Origin of the sequence: Cohaesibacter marisflavi, from assembly GCF_900115225.1 — a bacterium.
GTDB classification, from domain to species: Bacteria; Pseudomonadota; Alphaproteobacteria; order Rhizobiales; family Cohaesibacteraceae; genus Cohaesibacter; species Cohaesibacter marisflavi.
This window is the reverse complement of record NZ_FOVR01000004.1, coordinates 279,682-301,075: the sequence shown is the minus strand read 5'-3', so window position 1 is coordinate 301,075 and position 21,394 is coordinate 279,682. Positions and strand designations below refer to the sequence as shown.

19 protein-coding genes are annotated in these 21,394 nt (G+C 55.3%); 7 read left to right on the top strand and 12 right to left on the bottom strand.

Going from position 1 to position 21,394, the window contains the following annotated elements:
- Positions 1 to 11 precede the first annotated feature (11 nt).
- The 3 genes from BM258_RS10325 to BM258_RS10315 are packed head-to-tail and all read right to left on the bottom strand — an operon-like array spanning position 12 to position 2,462.
- Positions 12 to 584 (bottom strand): anthranilate synthase component II, encoded by a 573-nt coding sequence (locus BM258_RS10325; RefSeq protein ID WP_090071808.1) that lies wholly within the window; start codon positions 582 to 584, stop codon positions 12 to 14.
- Complete coding sequence (gene pabB / locus BM258_RS10320; RefSeq protein ID WP_090071806.1) at positions 581 to 2,125, bottom strand: aminodeoxychorismate synthase component I; 1,545 nt, start codon at positions 2,123 to 2,125, stop codon at positions 581 to 583. Before pabB ends, BM258_RS10325 begins: the two co-directional genes overlap by 4 nt.
- Before the next feature lie 40 nt (positions 2,126 to 2,165).
- Positions 2,166 to 2,462, bottom strand: coding sequence for an ArsR/SmtB family transcription factor (locus BM258_RS10315; RefSeq protein WP_090071804.1), 297 nt, complete (start codon positions 2,460 to 2,462; stop codon positions 2,166 to 2,168).
- A 661-nt stretch (positions 2,463 to 3,123) separates the two neighbouring features.
- Here BM258_RS10315 and cysS point away from each other — a divergent pair.
- The 3 genes from cysS to rarD all read left to right on the top strand — a co-directional run bounded on the left by cysS (position 3,124) and on the right by rarD (position 7,225).
- Positions 3,124 to 4,524, top strand: a complete 1,401-nt coding sequence (gene cysS / locus BM258_RS10310; protein ID WP_090071802.1) for a cysteine--tRNA ligase — start codon at positions 3,124 to 3,126, stop codon at positions 4,522 to 4,524.
- A gap of 89 nt (positions 4,525 to 4,613) precedes the next feature.
- On the top strand, positions 4,614 to 6,200 hold the full coding sequence (gene cimA / locus BM258_RS10305; RefSeq protein WP_090071800.1) for a citramalate synthase: 1,587 nt from the start codon (positions 4,614 to 4,616) through the stop codon (positions 6,198 to 6,200).
- Between the two features lie 62 nt (positions 6,201 to 6,262).
- Positions 6,263 to 7,225, top strand: a complete 963-nt coding sequence (gene rarD / locus BM258_RS10300) for an EamA family transporter RarD (protein ID WP_210186720.1) — start codon at positions 6,263 to 6,265, stop codon at positions 7,223 to 7,225.
- Between the two features lie 9 nt (positions 7,226 to 7,234).
- Here rarD and BM258_RS10295 read toward each other — a convergent pair whose 3' ends face one another.
- Positions 7,235 to 7,699 (bottom strand): DMT family transporter, encoded by a 465-nt coding sequence (locus tag BM258_RS10295; protein WP_090071795.1) that lies wholly within the window; start codon positions 7,697 to 7,699, stop codon positions 7,235 to 7,237.
- A gap of 124 nt (positions 7,700 to 7,823) precedes the next feature.
- Positions 7,824 to 8,435 (bottom strand): LOG family protein, encoded by a 612-nt coding sequence (locus tag BM258_RS10290; protein WP_090071793.1) that lies wholly within the window; start codon positions 8,433 to 8,435, stop codon positions 7,824 to 7,826.
- Positions 8,436 to 8,569: 134 nt separating this feature from the next.
- On the opposite strand from BM258_RS10290, the gene BM258_RS24940 reads away from it, so the two are divergent.
- The 4 genes from BM258_RS24940 to BM258_RS10275 all read left to right on the top strand — a co-directional run bounded on the left by BM258_RS24940 (position 8,570) and on the right by BM258_RS10275 (position 12,898).
- Positions 8,570 to 8,701, top strand: a complete 132-nt coding sequence (locus BM258_RS24940) for a hypothetical protein (RefSeq protein WP_280141760.1) — start codon at positions 8,570 to 8,572, stop codon at positions 8,699 to 8,701.
- A 7-nt stretch (positions 8,702 to 8,708) separates the two neighbouring features.
- Positions 8,709 to 10,313: a LysM peptidoglycan-binding domain-containing protein gene (locus tag BM258_RS10285; protein ID WP_090071791.1), complete on the top strand. Its 1,605-nt coding sequence runs from the start codon at positions 8,709 to 8,711 to the stop codon at positions 10,311 to 10,313.
- 183 nt (positions 10,314 to 10,496) lie between these two features.
- Positions 10,497 to 10,910, top strand: a complete 414-nt coding sequence (locus BM258_RS10280; RefSeq protein WP_210186719.1) for an ArsR/SmtB family transcription factor — start codon at positions 10,497 to 10,499, stop codon at positions 10,908 to 10,910.
- Between the two features lie 65 nt (positions 10,911 to 10,975).
- Positions 10,976 to 12,898 carry an ABCB family ABC transporter ATP-binding protein/permease gene (locus BM258_RS10275; protein WP_090071789.1) on the top strand — a complete coding sequence of 641 codons (1,923 nt, stop codon included), beginning with the start codon at positions 10,976 to 10,978 and terminating at the stop codon, positions 12,896 to 12,898.
- A 158-nt stretch (positions 12,899 to 13,056) separates the two neighbouring features.
- Here BM258_RS10275 and BM258_RS10270 read toward each other — a convergent pair whose 3' ends face one another.
- From BM258_RS10270 to BM258_RS10240, 7 genes are all read right to left on the bottom strand, one after another.
- Positions 13,057 to 13,812 (bottom strand): SDR family NAD(P)-dependent oxidoreductase, encoded by a 756-nt coding sequence (locus BM258_RS10270; RefSeq protein ID WP_090071788.1) that lies wholly within the window; start codon positions 13,810 to 13,812, stop codon positions 13,057 to 13,059.
- A gap of 15 nt (positions 13,813 to 13,827) precedes the next feature.
- A complete protein-coding gene (gene purF, locus BM258_RS10265; RefSeq protein ID WP_090071786.1) occupies positions 13,828 to 15,387 on the bottom strand; it encodes an amidophosphoribosyltransferase in 1,560 nt (519 codons plus the stop codon).
- Positions 15,388 to 15,713: 326 nt separating this feature from the next.
- Complete coding sequence (locus BM258_RS10260) at positions 15,714 to 16,253, bottom strand: CvpA family protein (RefSeq protein ID WP_090071784.1); 540 nt, start codon at positions 16,251 to 16,253, stop codon at positions 15,714 to 15,716.
- Between the two features lie 123 nt (positions 16,254 to 16,376).
- The gene (gene radA, locus BM258_RS10255; protein WP_090071782.1) at positions 16,377 to 17,783 is read right to left on the bottom strand and encodes a DNA repair protein RadA; all 1,407 of its coding nucleotides are present in this window, start codon (positions 17,781 to 17,783) and stop codon (positions 16,377 to 16,379) included.
- 45 nt (positions 17,784 to 17,828) lie between these two features.
- Positions 17,829 to 18,992: an alanine racemase gene (gene alr / locus BM258_RS10250; RefSeq protein WP_090071780.1), complete on the bottom strand. Its 1,164-nt coding sequence runs from the start codon at positions 18,990 to 18,992 to the stop codon at positions 17,829 to 17,831.
- 150 nt (positions 18,993 to 19,142) lie between these two features.
- Positions 19,143 to 19,424: a YrhK family protein gene (locus BM258_RS10245; protein WP_090072207.1), complete on the bottom strand. Its 282-nt coding sequence runs from the start codon at positions 19,422 to 19,424 to the stop codon at positions 19,143 to 19,145.
- 203 nt (positions 19,425 to 19,627) lie between these two features.
- Positions 19,628 to 21,115: a replicative DNA helicase gene (locus tag BM258_RS10240; RefSeq protein ID WP_090071778.1), complete on the bottom strand. Its 1,488-nt coding sequence runs from the start codon at positions 21,113 to 21,115 to the stop codon at positions 19,628 to 19,630.
- Between the last annotated feature and the right edge of the window lie 279 nt (positions 21,116 to 21,394).

Below are 21,394 nucleotides of genomic sequence, written 5' to 3'. Positions count from 1 at the left end.
CGTATCTGCATTCAAGCATGAGCATCGTCCAGAAAATTCTTGAGCAGGGTGTGCCCATAGTCGGTCAGGATCGACTCGGGATGAAACTGCAATCCGATTGTCGGGTGGGTTGCGTGTTTAAGGGCCATGATCTCGCCATTCTCAGACCATGCCGTCACGATGAGTTCTGAGGGGACAGCCTGCGGCGAGACGACCAGTGAATGGTAGCGGGCAACTTTGAGAGGGGACGATATGGTACGGAATATGCCGGTCTCATCGTGGCTGATCTGGCTTGCGCGTCCATGCATGGGCTGTTTGGCCCGTATAACTTCAGCACCAAAAGCATGACCGATAGCCTGATGGCCAAGGCAGATGCCAAGGATTGGAATGCGACCGGAAAAATGGCGTATCAGGTCGATCATGATGCCAGCATCTTCTGGCCGTCCGGGGCCGGGAGAGAGCAAAATGGCATCCGGGTCGAGGCGAGCAATGTCTGCGATGTCCAGCGCGTCATTGCGATAGACGGTGACGGCTTCTCCCAATTCCTCGCAATAGCGGGCAAGATTGAAGACAAAGGAATCGTAATTGTCGAGAATGAGGATCACGGCTGCTTCCCGCCTTTTGTTGCGGGAGAATGCTCCAGTGTTGCGCGCTCGTCTTCAATGGACGTGCCGAAAGCCTTAAATAGTGCTGAGGCCTTGTGCAGGCATTCTTCATATTCCTCAGCCGGATCGGACAGAATGGTTATGCCGCCGCCGACATTGAAATGCGCCATGCCATCTTTGAGTGTAACGGTGCGAATGGCGATATTGGTGTCCATGGTGCCATTGAAGCCGATATATCCGATACAGCCACAATAGGCGCCGCGGGGTAGGTCTTCCAGCTCGGTGATAATTTCCATGGCGCGGATTTTGGGGGCTCCAGTGATGGACCCGCCCGGGAAAGACGCGGCGAGCAAGGCGACTGCGCCATTGGGGGCTTTCAGTTTGCCTTGCACTGTGGATACCAGATGATGCACGCGGGCGTAGCTTTCAAGCGCACAGAGATCGGGCACCTTGATGCTGCCCGGCTCACAGACGCGGGAGAGATCGTTGCGCATCAGATCGGTGATCATGATATTCTCGGCGCGATCCTTCTCGCTGTTGAGCAAGATTTCCGCATTGGTCTTGTCTCGCTCCGGGTTGGCAAGATCACGCGGCGCAGTGCCCTTGATCGGGCGGGTCTCCACATTGCCCGATGCATCGAGCGTGATGAAGCGCTCGGGCGAGCTGGAGGCAATCACATGGTCGGGATAGGCCAGGTAGGCTGCAAAGGGGGCCGCATTGTGCGCACGCATTGCGCCGTAATAGGCCAGCGGTGTCGCGTTGGTAGCCTTTGGCATGGGTGCAGAAAACCGCTGGGTGATGTTGGCCTGAAAGATGTCGCCCTGCCGGATATAGTGGCGCGTCTTGGTGATTGAATTCTCAAAGTCGGAGCGGGAAACATCAGATCTCCAGCCGCAAATGGAGGGCGGCGAGGTCTGGCTTGCCTGCAGGGCAGGCTTTGCCTTGCTTGCTTTATTCAATTGATCGCAAAACCAGTCGAGACGCTCTGCTGCATGGTGTTCGCACTCATCCCCTTTAAGGGGCCAGCCGGAAGAGAAGACATAGGCGCGTTCTATGGTGCTTTCGGTCAGGGCTTTGTCTTGCCCTTCCTCAGGGGCAAAATGGTCAATTGCTAGTACAAGATCATAAAAGGGCAGGAGAATTGCGTCGAGCGCTTCGTCTTCTCGCGATGTGCGCGGCAAGACTTCCAGCAGTCTGCCTGCTTCATAGGAGAGATAACCCAATGCTCCGCCCTGAAAAGGAGGCAAGCCATCTCCTACGGGCTGCAGGGCAAATTCCTGCAGCTTGTTGTTCAGCGCGATAAGCGGAGGGTCGGCAAGCGGGCTGTCATTCCAATAGGCTGTGCCCTCGGACACCCTGAAAATGGCAAAAGGCGAGAAACAGAGAAAGGAATAGCGGCCAAGGGCGGGGGACCGGGCCGCACTATCCAGATATGCCAGATAGGGCTGGCTGCTTAATGCGGGGAGCAAGCTGGCCGGATCGGTAAAGGGGACCTCCCGAACGCTCGGAACCGGGGGCTTCTCATCGAAAGTGCCGACCATGTCTATTCTCGGGATCCTCTTGAGAGGGAGCCGCTAGAAGTCAGGCTCCGCAGAAATTCTTGTGCAAGACAGCGAGCACTTCTTCCACGATCGGGCTGGCGAGCGAATAATAGATCGTCGTACCGTCGCGGCGGGTGGAGACGATATTCTGCGCGCGCATCAACGCCATATGCTGGGAAACAGTCGTCATGCGCAGACCCGTTTTCTCAGCCAGCGTTCCGACATTCTGCTCACCGTCGATCAATTGACAAAGAATGAGCAGGCGCGGCCCTGATGCCAGAAGTTTCAGGAAGCTCGCTGCTTCTTCAGAATTTTGTTCTAGTTCTTGTATTTTCATTGTCTGTAGCCAGTTGATTTTTTGTCCGAAGCTTTCATCAAGCCGGGCCCTTGTCTTCGAGGGGCTATAGCATATCGGACGCCGTCTTGTGAAATCCGATCAGGAAAGCATTTGTTCAGCACGCGGAGTGTTTGGAAAGGCACTATAGCGATTGTTGAACGAGAGTGAAGCATTTTCGCGTTTTATAAAAGTGCTTTCAGATAGAATTTGCAATTCGTTGGCATTCTTGAAGAGGCTTTCTGCTGAGCAGGGGGTAAAATTTGTCTGATGCGATAGTCAGTGCAGAGAGACGCGGAAATGAAAGATCCTACCTGCGAGATTGCCACAGGGGTGCGTTCCTCGTTGTTTGCGTCGGAAAGTCGCTTATAAAACCACATAAATTGATAAAAAGAGCGGTTGACGTGGCAGGGCAATTTGGCCATTGTGGCCGCATGAAAACGGACCGTCTGACCAACTGCTGCATTATTGGTTTGATTATTATCCACTAGCACCTTTGCTGGCTGGAGCCGTTTCGCTCATCCCTTGAAAATATGAAACGATTTCCGGCCAACGGCGAATGTGCGGTTGCGCGACGGTTTGGGCCCTTTCTGTGGAATGGTTGTCCTTGCGTTTTGTGTTTTGATTGGCTGCCGGAGGCGGCAATAAAATTGGGAATGGGTCAATGACCGAACATGCTGAACAAACTCAGTTGATGCTTTACAACACGCTCACCAAACAGAAAGAGGCGTTCTCGCCACTCGACCCTGACAATGTTCGCATGTATGTCTGCGGGCCGACCGTTTATGACACGGCGCATATCGGCAACGCGCGTCCGGTTGTGGTGTTTGACATGCTGTTTAGGTTGCTGCGCCATGTCTATGGGCCCGAGCATGTGACCTATGTGCGCAACATCACCGATGTGGATGACAAGATCAACGCGCGTGCAGCCGATAGAGGCATCTCCATTCGTGAGCTGACCGATGAGACAACCGCGCTTTATCACGCCGATATGGATGCTCTTGGTGCCATGCGCCCGACCATCGAGCCACGGGCGACTGAGCATATTGAAGATATGCTGCGCATGATCGGCACTCTGATTGAAAAGGGGCATGCTTATGCTGCGGAAGGGCATGTTCTCTTCGCGGTGGACAGCATGGAAGACTATGGAAAGCTATCCGGTCGCTCGGTGGACGACATGATCGCCGGGGCGCGCGTCGAGGTGGCTCCCTATAAACGCAATCCGATGGATTTTGTGCTCTGGAAGCCTTCCAAGGAAGGGGAACCACGCTGGCCGAGCCCATGGGGCGAGGGGCGTCCGGGCTGGCATATCGAATGCTCGGCGATGAGCGAGAAGCATCTGGGCGAAGTGTTTGACATTCATGGTGGTGGGATCGACCTCACCTTCCCACATCATGAAAACGAGATTGCCCAATCGCGCTGTGCCCATGGCAATGAGGCGATGGCAAAGGTCTGGATGCATAACGGGTTTGTGCAGGTCGAGGGCGAGAAGATGTCCAAATCCCTGGGCAACTTCACCACGGTGCATGACCTGATCGACAAATATCCCGGTGAGGCGATTCGTCTTGCGCTTTTGACGACCCATTACACCAAACCGTTCAACTGGACCGCCGATGGCGTGAAGGAAGCCAAGCGCATGCTGGACCAATGGTATGCCCTGACGGCTGACGTTGAGGCTAGTGAACCTGATGCGGCCGTTGTGGCAGCTCTTGCCGATGACCTCAATACGCCAAAGGCCATTGCCGAGTTGCATGGCTTGCGCTCCAAGGCAGCGCAGGGCGACAAGGCCTCGGCTGCATCGTTGAAGGCAACGTTGCAGCAGTTGATCGGTGTGCTGGGGCAGGATCCGAAAGCATGGGCGGACTGGCGTCCGGCAGCAGCCGGTGACGTTGACGAAGCGGCCATTCAGGCAATCGTTGATGAACGCCTTGAAGCGCGTAACAGCAAGGACTTTGCGAAGTCCGACGAATTGCGTGACAAGCTGGCTGCCATGGGCGTCGTACTCAAGGATAGCAAGAACAAGGAAACGGGTGCATTCGAGACCACCTGGAGCCTTGAAGGCTAAATGAAACATGGCGGGGCTCCATCAGCCCCGCTTTTTTAGACCGGGCAAGCAAGCGCCCAAATTCATTCTCTTCATTCAGGACCAGACACATGACCAAAGATCGTCTTTATCTGTTCGATACCACCTTGCGCGACGGTGCGCAGACCAACGGCCTCGATTTCAGCGTAGAAGACAAAATTCTCATTGCTGGCATTCTGGATGATCTGGGCATCGACTATGTCGAGGGAGGCTATCCCGGGGCCAATCCGACCGATGATGCCTTCTTCAAGGAAAAACGCACCAAGAAGGCCACATTCACTGCATTCGGGATGACCAAACGGGCAGGGCGCTCGGTTGAGAATGACCCTGGCGTTCAGGCTTTGATCAACGCCGCTTCGGACGCAATCTGTTTTGTTGCCAAATCATGGGATTACCATGTGGATGTGGCGCTTGGCTGCACCAATGAAGAAAATCTTGAAGGGATCGCGGAGTCTGTAAAGGCAACCAATGCAGCTGGCAAGGTCGCTATGGTCGATTGCGAGCATTTCTTTGATGGTTACAAGGCCAATCGGGCCTATGCGCTGGATTGTGTCAAGACCGCCTATGAAGCCGGTGCGCGCTGGGTGATTCTGTGTGACACAAACGGTGGCACGCTTCCCCATGAAATCACCCAGATCGTCGAGGATGTGCTGACATTGGTGCCCGGTACTCATATCGGTATCCATGCGCATAATGACACCGAACAGGCTGTCGCCAATTCGCTGGCGGCGGTGCGGGCTGGGGTCCGGCAAATTCAGGGCACGCTCAATGGCATTGGTGAACGGTGCGGCAACGCCAACCTGATCACGCTGATCCCGACGCTGAAGCTGAAAGAGGAGTTCGCCGATCAATTCGAGATCGGTGTGCCCGATGAGAAACTTGTCGAACTGACGAGCATTTCGCGTGGTTTCGACGAATTGCTGAACAAGGCTCCGGATCGCCATAGTCCCTATGTCGGGGCTAGTGCCTTTGCGACCAAGGCGGGCATTCATGCCTCGGCCATTTTGAAAGATCCTCAGACCTATGAGCATGTGGATCCGGCGCTGGTGGGCAACCATCGCAAGGTGCTGGTTTCCAATCAGGCAGGCATGTCCAATCTGATCGACGAGCTCAAACGCATGGGTATCGTGGTTGAGAAGTCCGACCCACGCCTTGTGGATCTGCTCTCCATCGTCAAGGAACGCGAAGCCCATGGCTATGCTTATGAAGGCGCGAGTGCGTCGCTTGAGTTGTTGGCGCGGCGCCATCTGGGCTCGGTGCCTGAATATTTCAAGATCGAGAGTTTCCGTGTCATGGTGGAGCGGCGGCATAATGCCAACGGCGATCTGGTGACGCTCTCCGAAGCGGTGGTAAAGATCTGGCTGGATGGTGAAAAGCTGATGTCGGTGGCTGAGGCAACCGGTCCGGTCAACGCGCTTGACCTTGCCTTACGCAAGGATCTGGGACGCTTGCAGGGCAAGATCGACGATCTAGAACTGGTGGACTATAAGGTGCGTATCCTCAATGGTGGCACCGACGCCATAACCCGCGTTCTGATCGAAAGCCGTGATGGAGCCGGCCACAGGTGGTTTACAGTTGGCGTCTCCGAGAATATTGTAGACGCTTCCTTCCAGGCCTTGTTGGATTCTATTACCTTCAAGCTTCTCAAATATTCCTGATAATGCGCCCCGGCAGCAGATGGTTGCTCTTTGGGCACGGAAACTGAGGCCCTATGAGCCAGATGCGCGATAAAGCCGGGGGCATTGCGCCCGCTTCCGATGGGACATTGTCCTCTGAGACAGCCAGCAAAGACACCCAGATCGGGCTTCTGATGGCCCTGGGGGCCTACGGCTCGTGGGGTATTTTCCCGCTCTATTTCTCGATGCTGGCTCATGTGCCGGCCATTGAGGTGGTGGCGCATCGCATCTCCTGGTCGCTGGTTCTGATGGCTGTGTGGTTTCTCTTGCGCAGACGTTGGGGGGAAGTCTGGCCGGTGTTGAGGCAACCGCGTGTTTTCGGTTTGCTCATTGCGACCGGGCTGCTCGTCAGTAGCAACTGGCTCACCTATGTCTGGGCTGTGGGCCACGGGCAGGCGACAGAGGCCAGCCTTGGCTATTTCATTGTGCCCATGGTCAATGTGGCAACCGGGTATCTGCTATTGTCTGAGCGTCTTTCCCGCTTACAGATTGTCGCGATATGCCTTGCCATATTGTCCATTTTGCTGCAGATGCTGCTCTTGGGCACAGTGCCGATTGTTTCGCTCTTGTTGGCGCTGACATTTGGTGCCTATGGCTATTTGCGCAAAATCTTGCCTGTTGGTGCCAATCTTGGCTTGCTGGTGGAGCTGATCGCGATCACACCCATCGCATTTGGCTATATTCTGTATCTGCAAACCAGCGGGGCGGGGCATTTTGTGTTGTCTGATAAGCCGACAATGCTGCTGCTTATCTTCACCGGGCTGATTACATCCATGCCTCTGATCTGGTTCTCTGGTGCGGCCAAGCGTCTTAATATGATAACCATCGGTATCATGCAGTATCTCAACCCATCCATCCAGTTCATGATCGCCATTTTCGTGCTCAAGGAAAGCATCTCCATGAGCAAGCTGGCAACATTTATGCTGATCTGGCTATCGGTTGCTGTCTATTCCTATGACGCGCTTTCCAAAAGGCGGCATAATCGCGCAAAGTCAAAGGCGGTCTGAGCCTGCGGCCTAGTCTTTGCCGGGGGTGATGAGCAACCAGATCGCTGCTGCAAAAAGCGTTAGACCCGCAATCCGGCGCCAATCAATCGGCGTCGACGATTGTCCGGTGACGCCCAGATAGTCGGCGAGCAGGGCCACGCCCATTTGTCCAAAGACAATAAGCGCTACGGCGGCTGCCGGGTTGACCTTGGCAAAGGCAAAGGCCGAGCCGGTGACGATGATGACGCCGGCAAGGCCGCCAAGCAGCATTTGCAAGATGCGTTGCCAGCCCAGAGGGGCGAGCGTCAATTGGCCGTTATAGGTGAAAAGCGCCAACAGGGAAATGGCGATCAGGCCACCTGCGACATACATGACCAGCCCGGTGCTGGCTGCGTTGTCCGCCAGACTGATGCGGGCTGCCAGAATGGCCTGAAAGGAAATGACAGCGCCGACGATCAGTGCCGCCAGAGCCCCCAGGGTTGCAGGTTGATTCATGAAGCCATCCGGGCAGACTGGACTGCCAATATTTGTTGAAGCCGAGTTTTGCGCGCGGATCCTATGGTATCGGTGCTGATATGGCAACGCGAAGTGTGGATAGAATACGCCCTATCGCGCGCTGCTAAAGAGCGTCGAGACTGCTGTTTCGGTGTGATCCGTCCATCTCTTCTTCTGGGATTTTGTCCACTGCTTCGCGTAGCAAGGGGACGATCTGATCGGTGGATCGGGCGGTCAAAAAGGAAATGCCCATTCCCTGACGAAAGAAGGCCTCTTCTTCCATATGATCGAACAATCGAGCCAGAGGATCCCAGAAGCCATTAATATTGGCCAATAAAATCGGCTTCTTATGTTGCCCCAATTGTGCCCAGGTGAGCATTTCGACCACTTCTTCCAAGGTTCCGATGCCGCCGGGAAGCGCTACAAAGGCTTGAGCTGCATCGAACATCTTGCGTTTTCTTTCATGCATGTCCTTGGTGACGATCAAGTCTTGGACTGTATCGAGCATGACTTCGCGTTCCTGAAGAAACTCTGGAATGATTCCGGTGACATTGCCCCCGTTGTCGAGTACACTCTTGGCAAGAATGCCCATGAGGCCAACTGCTCCGCCACCATAGACAAGCCTGATATCCGCTTTGGCCAATTGTTCGCCAAGCGAGCGCGCAGCATCTGCATAGATAGGTGATTTACCGCTTCCGGATCCGCAGTAGACGCAAATATTTTTTAATTTAGACATGGATGTTGTGTTGCATTGATGTCCGGTCCGGTCAAGCCGGTTGTTGCAAATAGTGCGCTAGTCTTGTCCGGGTGTTAAAAAAAGGTTAGGAATTGGCTTGAAGGTTCAAGACTCTATCATTTTCGGGTGACTCGTTGAACATTCGGGTGCTTTATGCCTTTTCTGCCCTTGTAGGGAAGGCGCTGGACGGCGTGGGAATTGTCGAGCCGATGTCCGTTCTGGTGTTAATTGTGGCATTGCCGCTGATCGGCACAACTGAAGTGTGATTGTAGGATGAAATCTGCTGCTCCTTTTGTCGCAATAGTTTGCGGTGTTTTTGTTGCTCTCGTTGTTGGCATCGCCGCTTTCGGAGACCGAATTGGTCTGGGGAATCTGGCGGATGGTATCAATGACAGCCTGTCGTCTGTTACCTCGCTGGTGTTGCCTGAGAAAGAGCAGACCCAGCCGCCAGTTGAAGCGGCCAAGGAAGAGACAGCTTCCAAGCCGGATAGCGCGCTTGACACCAAAGAGCCCCAACAAACCGGGCAAGCGGAACAAACAGGATCAGATGCGGAGTCCGCAGGGTCTGATCTGGCGCCGACCTTTGATATTGTGCGTGTCGAGCCTGATGGCAATACGCTTGTTGCGGGCAGGGCACAGCCAGGCTGGACCGTGGAATTGAAAAACGGATCGGCCATTCTGTCCAAAGCCGTCGCCAATACCGATGGTGAGTGGGTTATGATCTTGAATGATCCGCTCGGGGAAGGCGTGTCTGATCTTTCCCTTTCGGCCCAGTCAGAAGATGGCGGCGAGGCGATTGCGTCCCAAAGCTCGGTGACGGTTGCCCGTTCTGCGGAAAAGGATGGGGAATTGCTGGTCGTTGAGACCGAGCCGGGCAAGGCCTCCAAGATTTTGGCCAGCATCGCCAAGCCAAAGGCAGCTGAAGCGTCTACTGAGGCGGCAGAACCTGCAGAATCTTCAGGGGAGACAGAGACTGCGTCTGCCGAGACTGCCGGTGATGCTTCTGCCCAAGTGGTCAGCCTTGACAATGCTTCTGTTGGGGCGCCAGTTGCAGAGCCTTCTGCTAATGCGGCACCGATGCAAGAAGGAACGAACACCAAAGCGGGCGGCTCCGAGCCAATGGCCGTTGCCAGTAAGGATACGGGCACGGATGCGTTGGTTGATGCCACTCAAGATACAAGCCCTGCGCAGACTGCCGTTGCGCAGGAAAGTGCTTCCGAGCAGGTTGTTCCGGCTCAGGCAGCGCTTGAAAAGCCTGCCGATGATGCTACTGCACAGTCCATCTCGATTGAGGCTGTAGAGATTGAAGGCGATATGCTTTTCGTCGCGGGTGCTGCGGAGCCATCGGGTTCGATGTTGAGGCTCTATATCGATAATGGCGAGGTCGCAAGCGCGCGTAGCGGTGAAAGGGGCCGCTTCCTGTTCGACAATAATGTTTCTCTTGATGCCGGGTCTCATGTTGCCCGTGTGGATCTGCTCGACGGTAGCAATGGTGACGTGTTGACACGCGCCGAGGTGACCTTCTCCAAACAGGCTGGCGGGCTTCAGATCGTCAGCGCGGAAGGCACCCTGGGCGACAAGGTTCAACGCGGTGTGAGCGCGTCGGCAGAATCCGGCGCTGTTGAAACCAAGAAGGTGATCATCCGCCGTGGTGATAATCTCTGGACGATTGCACGCCGTGTCTATGGCGCTGGCATTCGTTATTCCACCATTTACGACACCAACAACGACCAGATTCGCGATCCGCACTGGATCTATCCCGGTCAGGTGTTCGAGTTGCCCAAGGGGCAGGATGGTTGGGATAACAACTTCGATGCGGTTGAGACGCCCGATCTGGGGCAGAATGTTGCGCCTTCGGCTGATGCTGTTGCGGGCTGACACTGCTTTATTTGATTTTGTAAAATGGCCAGAAGCTCGCGCTTCGGGCCATTTTGCGTTTTGATTGCCGATCATGGGCAGGGCCTGGTTGCGTGATCTGAAACACATTTCTTATCGTAAATATGCGATGAAGCCTTGTTTTTGTCTGCGGGTTTCTCTATTAATCGCAATTATGCGATGAATGTGTTGGCCATTTCTGATGGCTCCAAGCGTGACATGGATAAGGATATGGCCGAAATGCAAGAGAATGCAGAGCGAGGGCTTTGCGGGGATGCAAAGACCGACGATTGCTGCTGCGAAGTTGATCTGGAGCTTGCCCGCGCTTTCAAGGCGCTTGGCCATCCGGCCCGTCTTATGATCCTTTCCAAGCTTGGCTCTCATCAGCATTGTTGCGGGGATATCTGCTCTTCCTTGCCGCTGGCCCAGTCCACTGTGTCGCAGCATCTCAAGGTGCTCAGGGAATGTGGCTTTATCGAATGGCAAACGGCGGGCCCGCAATCGCACTACCGAGTGAATTCGGAAAAGGTTTCCTGGTTTCTTGCTCGTAGCGAAGCATTTTTCGCTGGGGTGACAAACTCGCTATCCAATATTGACTAAAGCGCAGAGAACAATGCGCTTTGCCTCCTCTCGGCGCAAGCCGACAATTGCAGGACCAAATTCTTATGACCAAACCACCTTCCATCTCCAAACCGGAGAGTGAAAGTGCTCAGGATATCGATGCAGAAGCGTCTGCATTTTCGACCTTACGCAAATTGTGGCCTTATATCTGGCCCGCAGATAGAAGCGATCTGAAAAAACGCGTTGCCTTGGCTGTTGTCGCCTTGGCATTGGGCAAGATTGTCAATGTGCTCACGCCCTATTTCTTCAAGTGGGCGACCGATGCCCTGACAGATAGCAGTGCACCGGATGGCGTGGGCGCTGTCGGATGGCTCAGCATTCCGGTGATGCTGGTTGCCTCCTATGGTCTGGCGCGCATAACCAATGTTGCTTTTGACCAGATGCGTGATGCATTGTTTGCCCGCGTTGGCCAGCATGCAGTGCGGAATCTGTCTTTCAAGACCTTCGAGCATATGCACAAGTTGTCTTTGCGCTATCATTTGCAACGGCATACCGGTGGCCTCTCGCGCATTATAGAACGCGGTACGCACGCCATTGAAGGAGTGGTGCGCCATACCATTCTGCATGCTGTGCCCACATTCTTGCAGTTTATCTTCATGGCTGCGGTGATCGCCTATCAGTTCGATATCATTTATGTTCTGGTCGTTGTCGGGATGATCGCGCTCTATGTCGCCTTCACCATTCGGGTGACGGCATGGCGCATCGATATCCGGCGCCGGATGAACGAATCCGACAATGAGGCCAACTCCAAGGCCGTCGACAGCCTGCTCAACTATGAAACGGTCAAATATTTCGGCAACGAGGAGATGGAGAGCACGCGCTATGATAGCTCGCTTGGGGTCTACCAGAAAGCCGCTATCAGTACATGGGTGTCACTTGCTTGGCTCAACTTTGGCCAGACCGTGATCTTTTCCATCGGCATGGCGACCTGCATGGGCCTGTCTGCCTATGGGGTTATGCAGGGCACCCAGAGCGTTGGTGACTTCGTGCTGATCAACGCGCTGTTGATGCAGCTGTCCATTCCACTCAACTTCTTTGGCTCCATGCATCGGGAGATCAAGCAGGGGCTGGTGGATTTGGAAGCCATGTTCAGCCTGATGCGCGAGGCGCCGGAGGTTACGGACAAACCTACTGCCGCAAAGCTCGCCGTCGATGGCGGTTCTGTTCGGTTCGACAATGTGCTGTTTCACTATGATGAAGAGCGCCCCATCCTCAAAGGTGTGAGCTTTGAAGTGCCAGCGGGCAAGACCGTGGCCATCGTCGGGCCGTCGGGGGCAGGCAAGTCGACCATCTCGCGCCTGCTGTTCCGATTTTATGATGTCAGCGGCGGCGCGATCACCGTTGACGGGCAGGATATTCGCGATGTGCAGCAGCTGAGCCTGCGGCAGAATATCGGCATGGTGCCGCAGGATACGGTGCTGTTCAACGATACGCTGCTTTACAATATCGGCTATGGCCGTCCGTCCGCGAGCCGGGAAGAGATCGAAGATGCAGCTCGTATGGCCCAGATTTCCGAATTCGTTAAGAGCCTGCCCAATGGCTTTGACACGGAAGTGGGTGAGCGAGGGCTAAAGCTCTCCGGCGGTGAGAAGCAGCGTGTGGCCATTGCCCGTACCATCCTCAAGGCTCCTCCGATTCTGGTGCTCGATGAGGCCACCTCAGCGCTGGATAGCCACACTGAGCAGGAAATTCAGACCGCTCTGGATCAGGTCTCGCAGAACCGGACCACACTGGTCATTGCGCACCGCCTGTCCACGGTGATCGGGGCAGACGAGATCATCGTGCTCGAAGCTGGCAAGATCAAGGAACGCGGCCGCCATGCGGACCTTCTGGCTCAGGGTGGGCTCTATGCCTCCATGTGGGATCGTCAACGCGAGGCAAGCGAAGCAGAAGAGCGTTTGCGTAAGGCGGTTGAAGGGGACAATCAGGGCTATCTGCCAAGCCATGAGCTGCAGCCAGCGGAATGATATGATTCCCGATTATGGAACTAAAAACAAAAATCCCCGGCAACTCAACTGGTTGTCGGGGATTTCTTTGAAATCGATTCGGGTTCGATCCGATTGAGACTTTGATTCAGCTTTTGGCGCTAACGCCTTGAATTTGGATTCAAATTCAAGGCTGGGAATCAGTCGTCGTAAACCGGTGAGCCATATATCTTCCAGCTTGCGGAGCGGAAATCATACATGCGGCCCTGTTCCATGCAATCCGGTACGAGACAGTTCACGATGTGAGGAACCAGCTCGGTTGGATGTGGTAATGTCATCGGGTCTTCCCCGGGAACAGCCTTGGCGCGCATGCCTGTGCGGGTGGGGCCGGGGTTGAAGCAATTGGCCTTCACATTGGTTTGCTGGATTTCGCCAGCATAGGTGCGGACCATGGCTTCCAAGCCTGCCTTTGAGATTGAATAGATGCCCCAATAGGGATTGCATTTATGGGGTGATCCGGACGTCACAAAGAGAGCGCGGCCCGCATCAGATTGGCGTAGCAGCGGATCGAGGGAGCGGATCAGACGCCAGTTGGCGGTCAGGTTTACGCCCATGACCTTTTCCCAATCCTTGACCGGGTCCAGATGAGTGATGGGCGTCACTGCTCCCAGCAAGCCGGCATTGCCAAACAGGATGTCGAGCTTGCCCCAACGTTCATAGATCGCACCGCCGAGGCGGTCGATGGCGTCATAATCCATCAGGTCGAGCGGCACCAGCGTTGTCGAGCCGCCAAGGGCCTGAATTTCATCGTCCAGTTCTTCCAGAGCGCCGACCGTTTTGGCAACCGCGATGATGTGGGCCCCTTCCTTGGCGAGCGCCAGGGATGTGTGCCAGCCGATGCCACGAGACGCGCCTGTAACGACGGCTATGCGATCTTTGAGACGTTGTTCAGTCATCGCTCAAATCCTCTTCTAGTCGACCAGCAGGCCAAGGGCTCTGTGATTTTCCGATGCTTCAAGATCTTTCAGGCGTGTCGGATAGTCGCCAGTGAAGCAGTGATCGGTGAATTGCGGGTTTTTGTTGTCCCGACCTTCATAGCCACAGGCACGGTAGATTCCGTCAATGGAGATGAAGCCAAGGGAATCGGCGCCAATATATTTGCGCATGCCTTCCAGATCATATTGGGCGGCAAGCAGCTTTTCGCGGTCTGGCGTGTCGATGCCGTAATAATCGGAGTGAGTGATTGGCGGGCTGGCGAGCAGCATATGCACTTCGGTTGCGCCTGCATCACGCATCATCTGCACGATCTTGGATGAGGTGGTGCCGCGCACAAGGCTGTCATCCACCAGAACGATGCGTTTGCCCTGAACCTGAGATCGGTTGGCCGAATGCTTGAGCCGCACACCAAGCGCGCGAATCTGCTGGGTTGGCTCAATGAAGGTCCGGCCCACATAGTGGTTTCGCACAATCCCAAGTTCGAACGGAATGTCCGCTTCCTGCGCATAGCCCAGAGCGGCCGGAACGCCGGAATCGGGAACCGGTACCACAACATCCACGTCCAGAGGATGTTCCTTGGCCAGTTCGCGGCCCATCAGCTTGCGCACTTCATAAACAGATCGGCCTGCGATAAAGGAATCCGGACGGGAGAAGTAGATATATTCGAAAATATCGAGGCGGGCAGGCTGTTCGGGGAAGGGATGATAGCTCTCGATGCCATCATCAGTGCAGACCACCACTTCGCCATTCTTGATTTCGCGAACGAAATCGGCGCCGATCATGTCGAGAGCGCAGGTTTCCGAAGCGAGAACCGGGGAGCCATTCAGGTCACCCAGAACCAGCGGGCGAATACCGAGCGGGTCGCGCGCGCCGATGAGTTTCTTGCGGGTGAGGGCCACCAGAGCGTAGCCGCCTTCCATCTGGCGAATGCCATCAATGAAGCGGTCGATGATGTTGGATTCACGGCTCTTGGCGATCAGCTGCAGCACAACTTCGGAATCCGAGGTGGACTGGAAAATAGCGCCACGCTGGATGAGTGAGCGACGCAGGGACATGGCGTTGGTGAACTGGCCATTGTGAGCGACCGCGATGCCGCCGCCTTCCAACTCGGCAAATAGTGGCTGGACGTTGCGCAGTGCAGCGCCGCCTGCGGTGGAATAGCGGTTGTGGCCAATGGCATTGTTGCCGGGTAGCTTGGCCATTGTCGCTGCGTCGGAATAGTTATCTCCGACCAGTCCGAAGCGGCGCTCCAGATGGAAATGTTTGCCGTCATAGGTGGCTATGCCAGCTGCTTCCTGCCCGCGATGCTGCAGGGCATGCAGGCCAAGGGCTGTAAGCGCTGATGCGTCTTCAAAATTATGGATGCCGAACACGCCGCATTCTTCATGCAGGGTATCGCCTTCGCAGGACCAGTCATCTTGAGCTGCATCCAGGCAGCCTTCTGGAAGGCTGGATGATGGCTCGCTCGAAGCCGGAGTGTTCCGGTTATTAGAGGAGAGGGAGAGAGACGCAGGAGAAAATCCCTTTACCGACATGATCGTGAGATCCTTTCAAGTGAAACGCAAATGGTTTCAAGTCTTTGTTTGAAAGCAAATCGCTTTTGGCACATGCGCTGCCGAGAGGTGCGAAATGCGAGCAGGCCCCCACAAGAGGAAGGCCCGGAGAAACTGTTGTTCTGATGTCTAGAGCAATATGCACCTGAGTGACCTCAAAAGGGATGCAGTGGCTCCAGAATGCAGAATGGCGGGATGTTCCCGCCAATCATGTTGCTGCCATGTCTATCACAGCGCACTCATTTCGTCATCTATGCTTTGGTCATTCCGTGGCCTTTTACCAATTCGAAAATGGAATGACTGCATATTTATTGGTCCTGCGCCTGCGCTTCCTGATTGAGCTGCAAGGTTTCCTTGATCCGGACTTCAGGATCATCTGGCAGAAGATTGATCAAGCGATCACCAACCGTGTTGAGCAATGGTTTGGCCTTGGCCTGTGCGATCCAGTCGGGCTGTTTGTCGCTGGGAACGAACCAGTTGAAGAACACCATCGCAACGGCCATCAGAACTGCGCCACGAACAGCGCCGAAAACGAAGCCGAGGGTTCTATCCAACGCACCAATGGAGCTGTCGAGCACGAAATCGGAAATCTTGATGGTGATGAAGGACACCACAATCAACGTGACGAGAAAGATGCCAAGTGCCGTGGCCGCTTGCGCCAGAATGGGTTCAGGCAAATAGTTCTTCACATAGGGCAACAAATCCCCGGTGAATTTAAGCGTCGTAAAAGCGGCTGCCAGCCAAGCGGCAATCGAAAGGACTTCACGCACGAAGCCACGGATCATGGCCAAAAAAGCTGAGATCAGCAAGACGATAATAAAAATCCCGTCAAGGAGTGTGATGGGCATTGTTAAGTCATCCTGTGTTTGGCCGAGCACGGGCTGGATGGTGATCAGGCATCGGCGAAATTGCGTTCGTGCCCTTCTATAGGGCTAAGAAAGGGGCAAGAGCAAGGCTTTTCGGGTAACTTCTTATGGCTCTTGTGTGTCCTGTGTCAGGATTTCGGTTCCCGAAGCAATGCGAGCCACCAGATCCGTCAGGGTTGAGAGGTTTGAAAGCTCCAGTTCCGCTGATTTGATCGATTTTTGTGAGGCTTCCGGAACAACGGCTTTGGCAAAGCCCAGTTTGGCCGATTCCTTGATTCGCGATGCTGTGTGCGACACCGGACGCACGGCACCGGACAGACTGACCTCGCCGAAATAGACGCAATCGGACGGAAGGGCGATGCCTGCCAGCGAGGAGACCAGCGCGGCTGCCACCGCAAGATCGGCTGCCGGTTCACTGATTTTCATGCCGCCTGCGACATTGAGATAAACATCGTGGCTGGAAAGACGCACGCCGCAATGGGCATCCAGAACCGCAAGGATCATGGACAGGCGGCTTGAATCCCAGCCGACAACGGCGCGGCGCGGGGTGCCGAGCGGAGACTGGGCCACTAGAGCCTGAATTTCCACGAGCAAGGGGCGGGAGCCTTCCATGCCAGCCAGAACGGCAGCGCCGGGGGTCGAAGTGTTACGTTCGCCAAGGAACATGGCCGAAGGGTTGGCCACTTGTGTGAGGCCACCTCCGGTCATTTCAAACACGCCGATCTCGTCGGTTGGGCCGAAACGGTTCTTGATGGCGCGCAGAATGCGGAACTGGTGGCCGGAATCCCCTTCAAAATGCAGAACGCCGTCTACCATATGTTCCACAACGCGGGGGCCGGCAATCTGGCCATCCTTGGTGACGTGACCAACGAGGATGACGGCTGCTCCGGTCTGTTTGGCATAGCGGATCATAGCCTGTGCAGACGCGCGCACCTGCGTCACAGTGCCCGGGGCGCTGTCAGCGGCTTCTGTCCAGAGGGTCTGGATCGAATCGATCACGACCATTTGGGGCGGAGGGCCAGAGGTGAGGGTGGCCAGAATGTCTTCCACGCTGGTTTCAGCAGCCAGCTGCACGGTTGCCTCGGCAAGGCCGAGACGGGCCGCCCGCATGCGGACCTGATCAATGGCCTCCTCACCGGAAATATAGACCACGCTGTGTCCATGGTGGGTGAGGGCGGCGGAAGCCTGAATGAGCAGGGTGGATTTTCCGATGCCCGGATCGCCACCAAGCAACAGCACCGAGCCTTTGACGAAGCCGCCGCCAGTGACGCGATCCAGCTCGCCAACACCCGTTTCGATGCGCGGAGCGGGCTTGTCTTCGCCTGAAAGCGGCACCAGCTCGACAACCCTGCCGGATTTGCCCCGGATGGTTTTGGGAGAGCTGCCGATGCCTGCACTTTCAACTTCTTCGATGATGGAGTTCCATTCACCGCAGGATTCGCAGCGCCCCGCCCAGCGGTTTGTTACCGCGCCGCATGACTGGCAGACAAATGTCGATTTCTTGCGTGCCATGGTGTGTTCTTTCTCCGAATCCCTGTCTCTTTTTCCTTCGAGCGCTTATAAATAGCTGCGAAGGGCGCGCAAGCCAAGGCTTGTCAGAAGTTCATAACTGATGGTGCCAGCCGACTCGGCCACATCGTCGACGGGGATCTGGCTGCCGAAAAATTCAGCCCAGTCGCCTCGCTTGACCTGCTCCTGAGGAATGCCCGTCACATCAACGATAATCAGATCCATCGTAACCCGGCCAATGATGGGCGCCTGATGACCATTGATGGCGACCTTTGCGCCTTTTTTGAGGTCGCTGCTGCTGGCTGTGCGCAGATACCCATCAGCGTAGCCAAGGCAGAGTATGGCAAGCCGGCTGTTGCGTTTGGTGGTCTCTGTCGCGCCATAACTGACGGATTGTCCCTCGGGCACGTCACGCATGGAAAGCACGCGGCTTTTGAGCGTTGCGACGACCTTCATCGGGCTTTTTTCGCCCTCACAAACCGCTCCGCCATAAAGCGCAATGCCCGGACGGCAGAGATCGAAATGATAGTCTGGCCCCAGGAACACGCCACCAGAATTGGCCAGAGAGGCCTTCACATCCGGGAACAGGGCGCGCACGGCGCGGAATTTTTCCAGCTGGTCCAGATTTTTCGGGTGTTTGGGTTCGTCGGCGCACACCAGATGACTGATAATCAGCTCCAGCGCAAAGGCCGGTTTGGCTGTCTTCCATTGCGTTGAGAGGGCTTCGGCGTCTGCAAAGCTCAAGCCAAGGCGGTTCATTCCGGTGTCGAAATGAATGGCGCAAGGAAGGGCCTCTTCTCTGTTGGCGCAATAATCCTGCCAGAGGGAAACTTCCTCTCGACAGCCCAGCACAGGGCGCAGCTGATGGGCGCGATAATAGTCAAAGCCGTCTTTGCTGTCGTCTCCCACCAGGCCATTAAGCACATAAATGACAGCATCTGGCAGGAGTGTTCGTGCCTTGGCGCCTTCCTGCGGATGAGCCACGAAGAATGTGCGCGCACCAGCCTGCCACAGGGTCTCTGCGGCGGGTTCAAGGCCTGTTCCATAAGCATCAGCCTTGATGACGGCGGCGCATTCTGCGGAGCCTGTTTTCTGCGCCAACATTCGGTAATTGTCGGCAAGGGCCTTGAGATCGATGGTCAGGTGACTGCCGGCAAGGCTCGGGTCTGGTGCGGTGAGATGGGAAATATGGGGGAGAGAAATATCGGGCATGATGCACCTTTTCTGCGCCTTTAGCAGAGGCGGTCGGTTTTCAAAGGGGGAGGGAAAACCGTTTTTCTTGTTTTTGGTAGGGTGGAGCGTCGGGCTCCATGAGTTGGGCGCAGTTTAGTCTGCGCTCCTGAGTAGGTGCAAGCCCAAAAGTCAGTTGGGCGCGCGCTCGGCGAGATGCTTCTTGCGACCAATGGCCAGATAATGAAATTCTCTAACCACGCGCAATGTCGGTTTGACACCAAAGAAAATGGAGCCGATCAGAAAGCACCATGTGCCGGGGATCTGCCAGCTATCATAAAAGAACATAACCGAGCCGACGACGAACAGAAGAGCCGCGGAAAAGTCGACCAGCGTATAGGCGAGCTCATAAGCGGCATAAATATCTTTGTGAGCCTGCGACTGTCGGCTGTTATGCTCTTGAAACATCTTCATTTGGAATACGAGCCCCTTTTCCTTGGTTGCTTTTGGTCTTTGCATCAGAGCAAACGTGCGACAGGTTTGTCCAGTCTTGCCTTGGTTTCTCTAAGATGGAGTGAGGGTGGCGAGGCCGTAAATCCATTAAGGCGAATGACCAAAGATGAGCCCTAAAGCAAGAAAACGCCCGAAGGCGCTTTCCTGATCTCTGGTCCGTACTCTTATTCGTAAGCCTCGGGGATATATTCGTCGCGCGCCAAATCGGAGAAGCGCGTGAATTCGCCCTGGAAGGCGAGAGGCACGATGCCGGTCGGGCCGTGACGCTGCTTGGCGATGATGACTTCTGCCTTGCCCATGCACCGCTCCATTTCGGACTGCCAGGTGAAATGCTCTTCCGTGCCGGGCTTGGGCTCTTCGCGCATCTTGTAATATTCTTCGCGATAGATGAAGAGCACGACGTCGGCGTCCTGCTCGATGGAGCCGGATTCACGAAGGTCGGCGAGCTGCGGGCGCTTATCGTCTCGGGCTTCCACCTGACGAGAAAGCTGGGAGAGGGCGATCACCGGAACGCTCAACTCCTTGGCGAGAGCCTTGAGGTTGGTCGTGATTTCGGTGATTTCCTGCACACGCCCCTGAGAGGCCTTGGAGGCGGAACCGGAAAGCAGCTGAAGATAGTCGACGATCAGCAGATCAAGGCCCTTCTGGCGCTTGAGGCGGCGGGCACGCGCGGCGAGCTGGGCGATGGAAATACCACCGGTCGGGTCGATATGCAGCGGCGTGATCTGCATTTCCTGCGCTTTTTGCGCAATGCGGGCAAATTCGTCCTGATCGACCTTGCCTCGGCGGATCTTTTCCGAAGAGACCATTGCCTGCTCGGCGATAACACGGGTGGCCAGCTGTTCAGCGCTCATTTCGAGCGAGAAGAAGCCAACCACACCTCCGTTGATGGTTTTCAACGAGCCATCGGGTTGTTCTTCAGAGCGATAAGCGCTTGCGATGTTGTAGGCGATGTTGGTCACCAGCGAGGTTTTACCCATCGCGGGACGAGCAGCAAGAATGATCAAGTCCGAATGCTGCAGGCCACCCATTTTCTGATCGAGGTCGGTAAGCCCCGTGGAGATGCCCGATAGCTGTCCATCACGCTTGTAGGCTGCTTCGGCCATCTCGATGGCTTCCGTTGCAGCTGTAGCAAAGGACTGGAAACCGCCCTTTTCGCCGCCGGTTTCAGCCAATTCAAACAGGCGCTTTTCTGCATCCTCGATCTGGATGCGCGGTGGCGTATCGATGGGGGCATCATAGGCAACATTGACCACATCGGTGCCGATCTCGATGAGATTGCGCCGGGTGGCAAGGTCCATGATCAAGAGGCCGTAATCTTCGGCGTTGATAATGGAGGTGGCTTGAGACGCTAAGCGTAGCAAATAGACATCGATCGGCATGTCGGCGATGACATAGTCTGCCGGGAAAAAGGTTTTCAAGGTAACCGGTGAAGCGATCTTGCCGGACCGGATCAGCTTGGACATCTTTTCAAAGATGTCTTGCAGATTCGGATCGAAGAAATGATGTGGCTTCAGAAAAGCCTCTACGCGGTCATAAGTCTGGTTGTTGACCAGAATTGCACCTAGTAGCTGCTGCTCGGCTTCCAGATTGTGGGGCGCCTGACGTGATGTGATGTCATCGGCTTTTTCGAGCTTTGCAGCGGTTTCCATGGTCTTACCTCATCCTTGCTGTGAGATGATCTAAATAGCCACAGAGGGCATGCAATTTGAAGCGCTCTGTTTGCTATTCACGGCAATCAACAGCGGAAAAATTTTCCTTCGAATTTCGCTGGACTCTGATGGGCTTTCGAGTCCGTTCGAGAATCGACTCAGAAGGTCTTTTCTGATCCAAGTTGTACCTCGAAACCTATCCAATTGGTTTAGATTTTAAGCAATTCAGCAGTGTGGCAGGCGAATTGTCACAATCGATCTTGTGATTGCCTTCTTTGC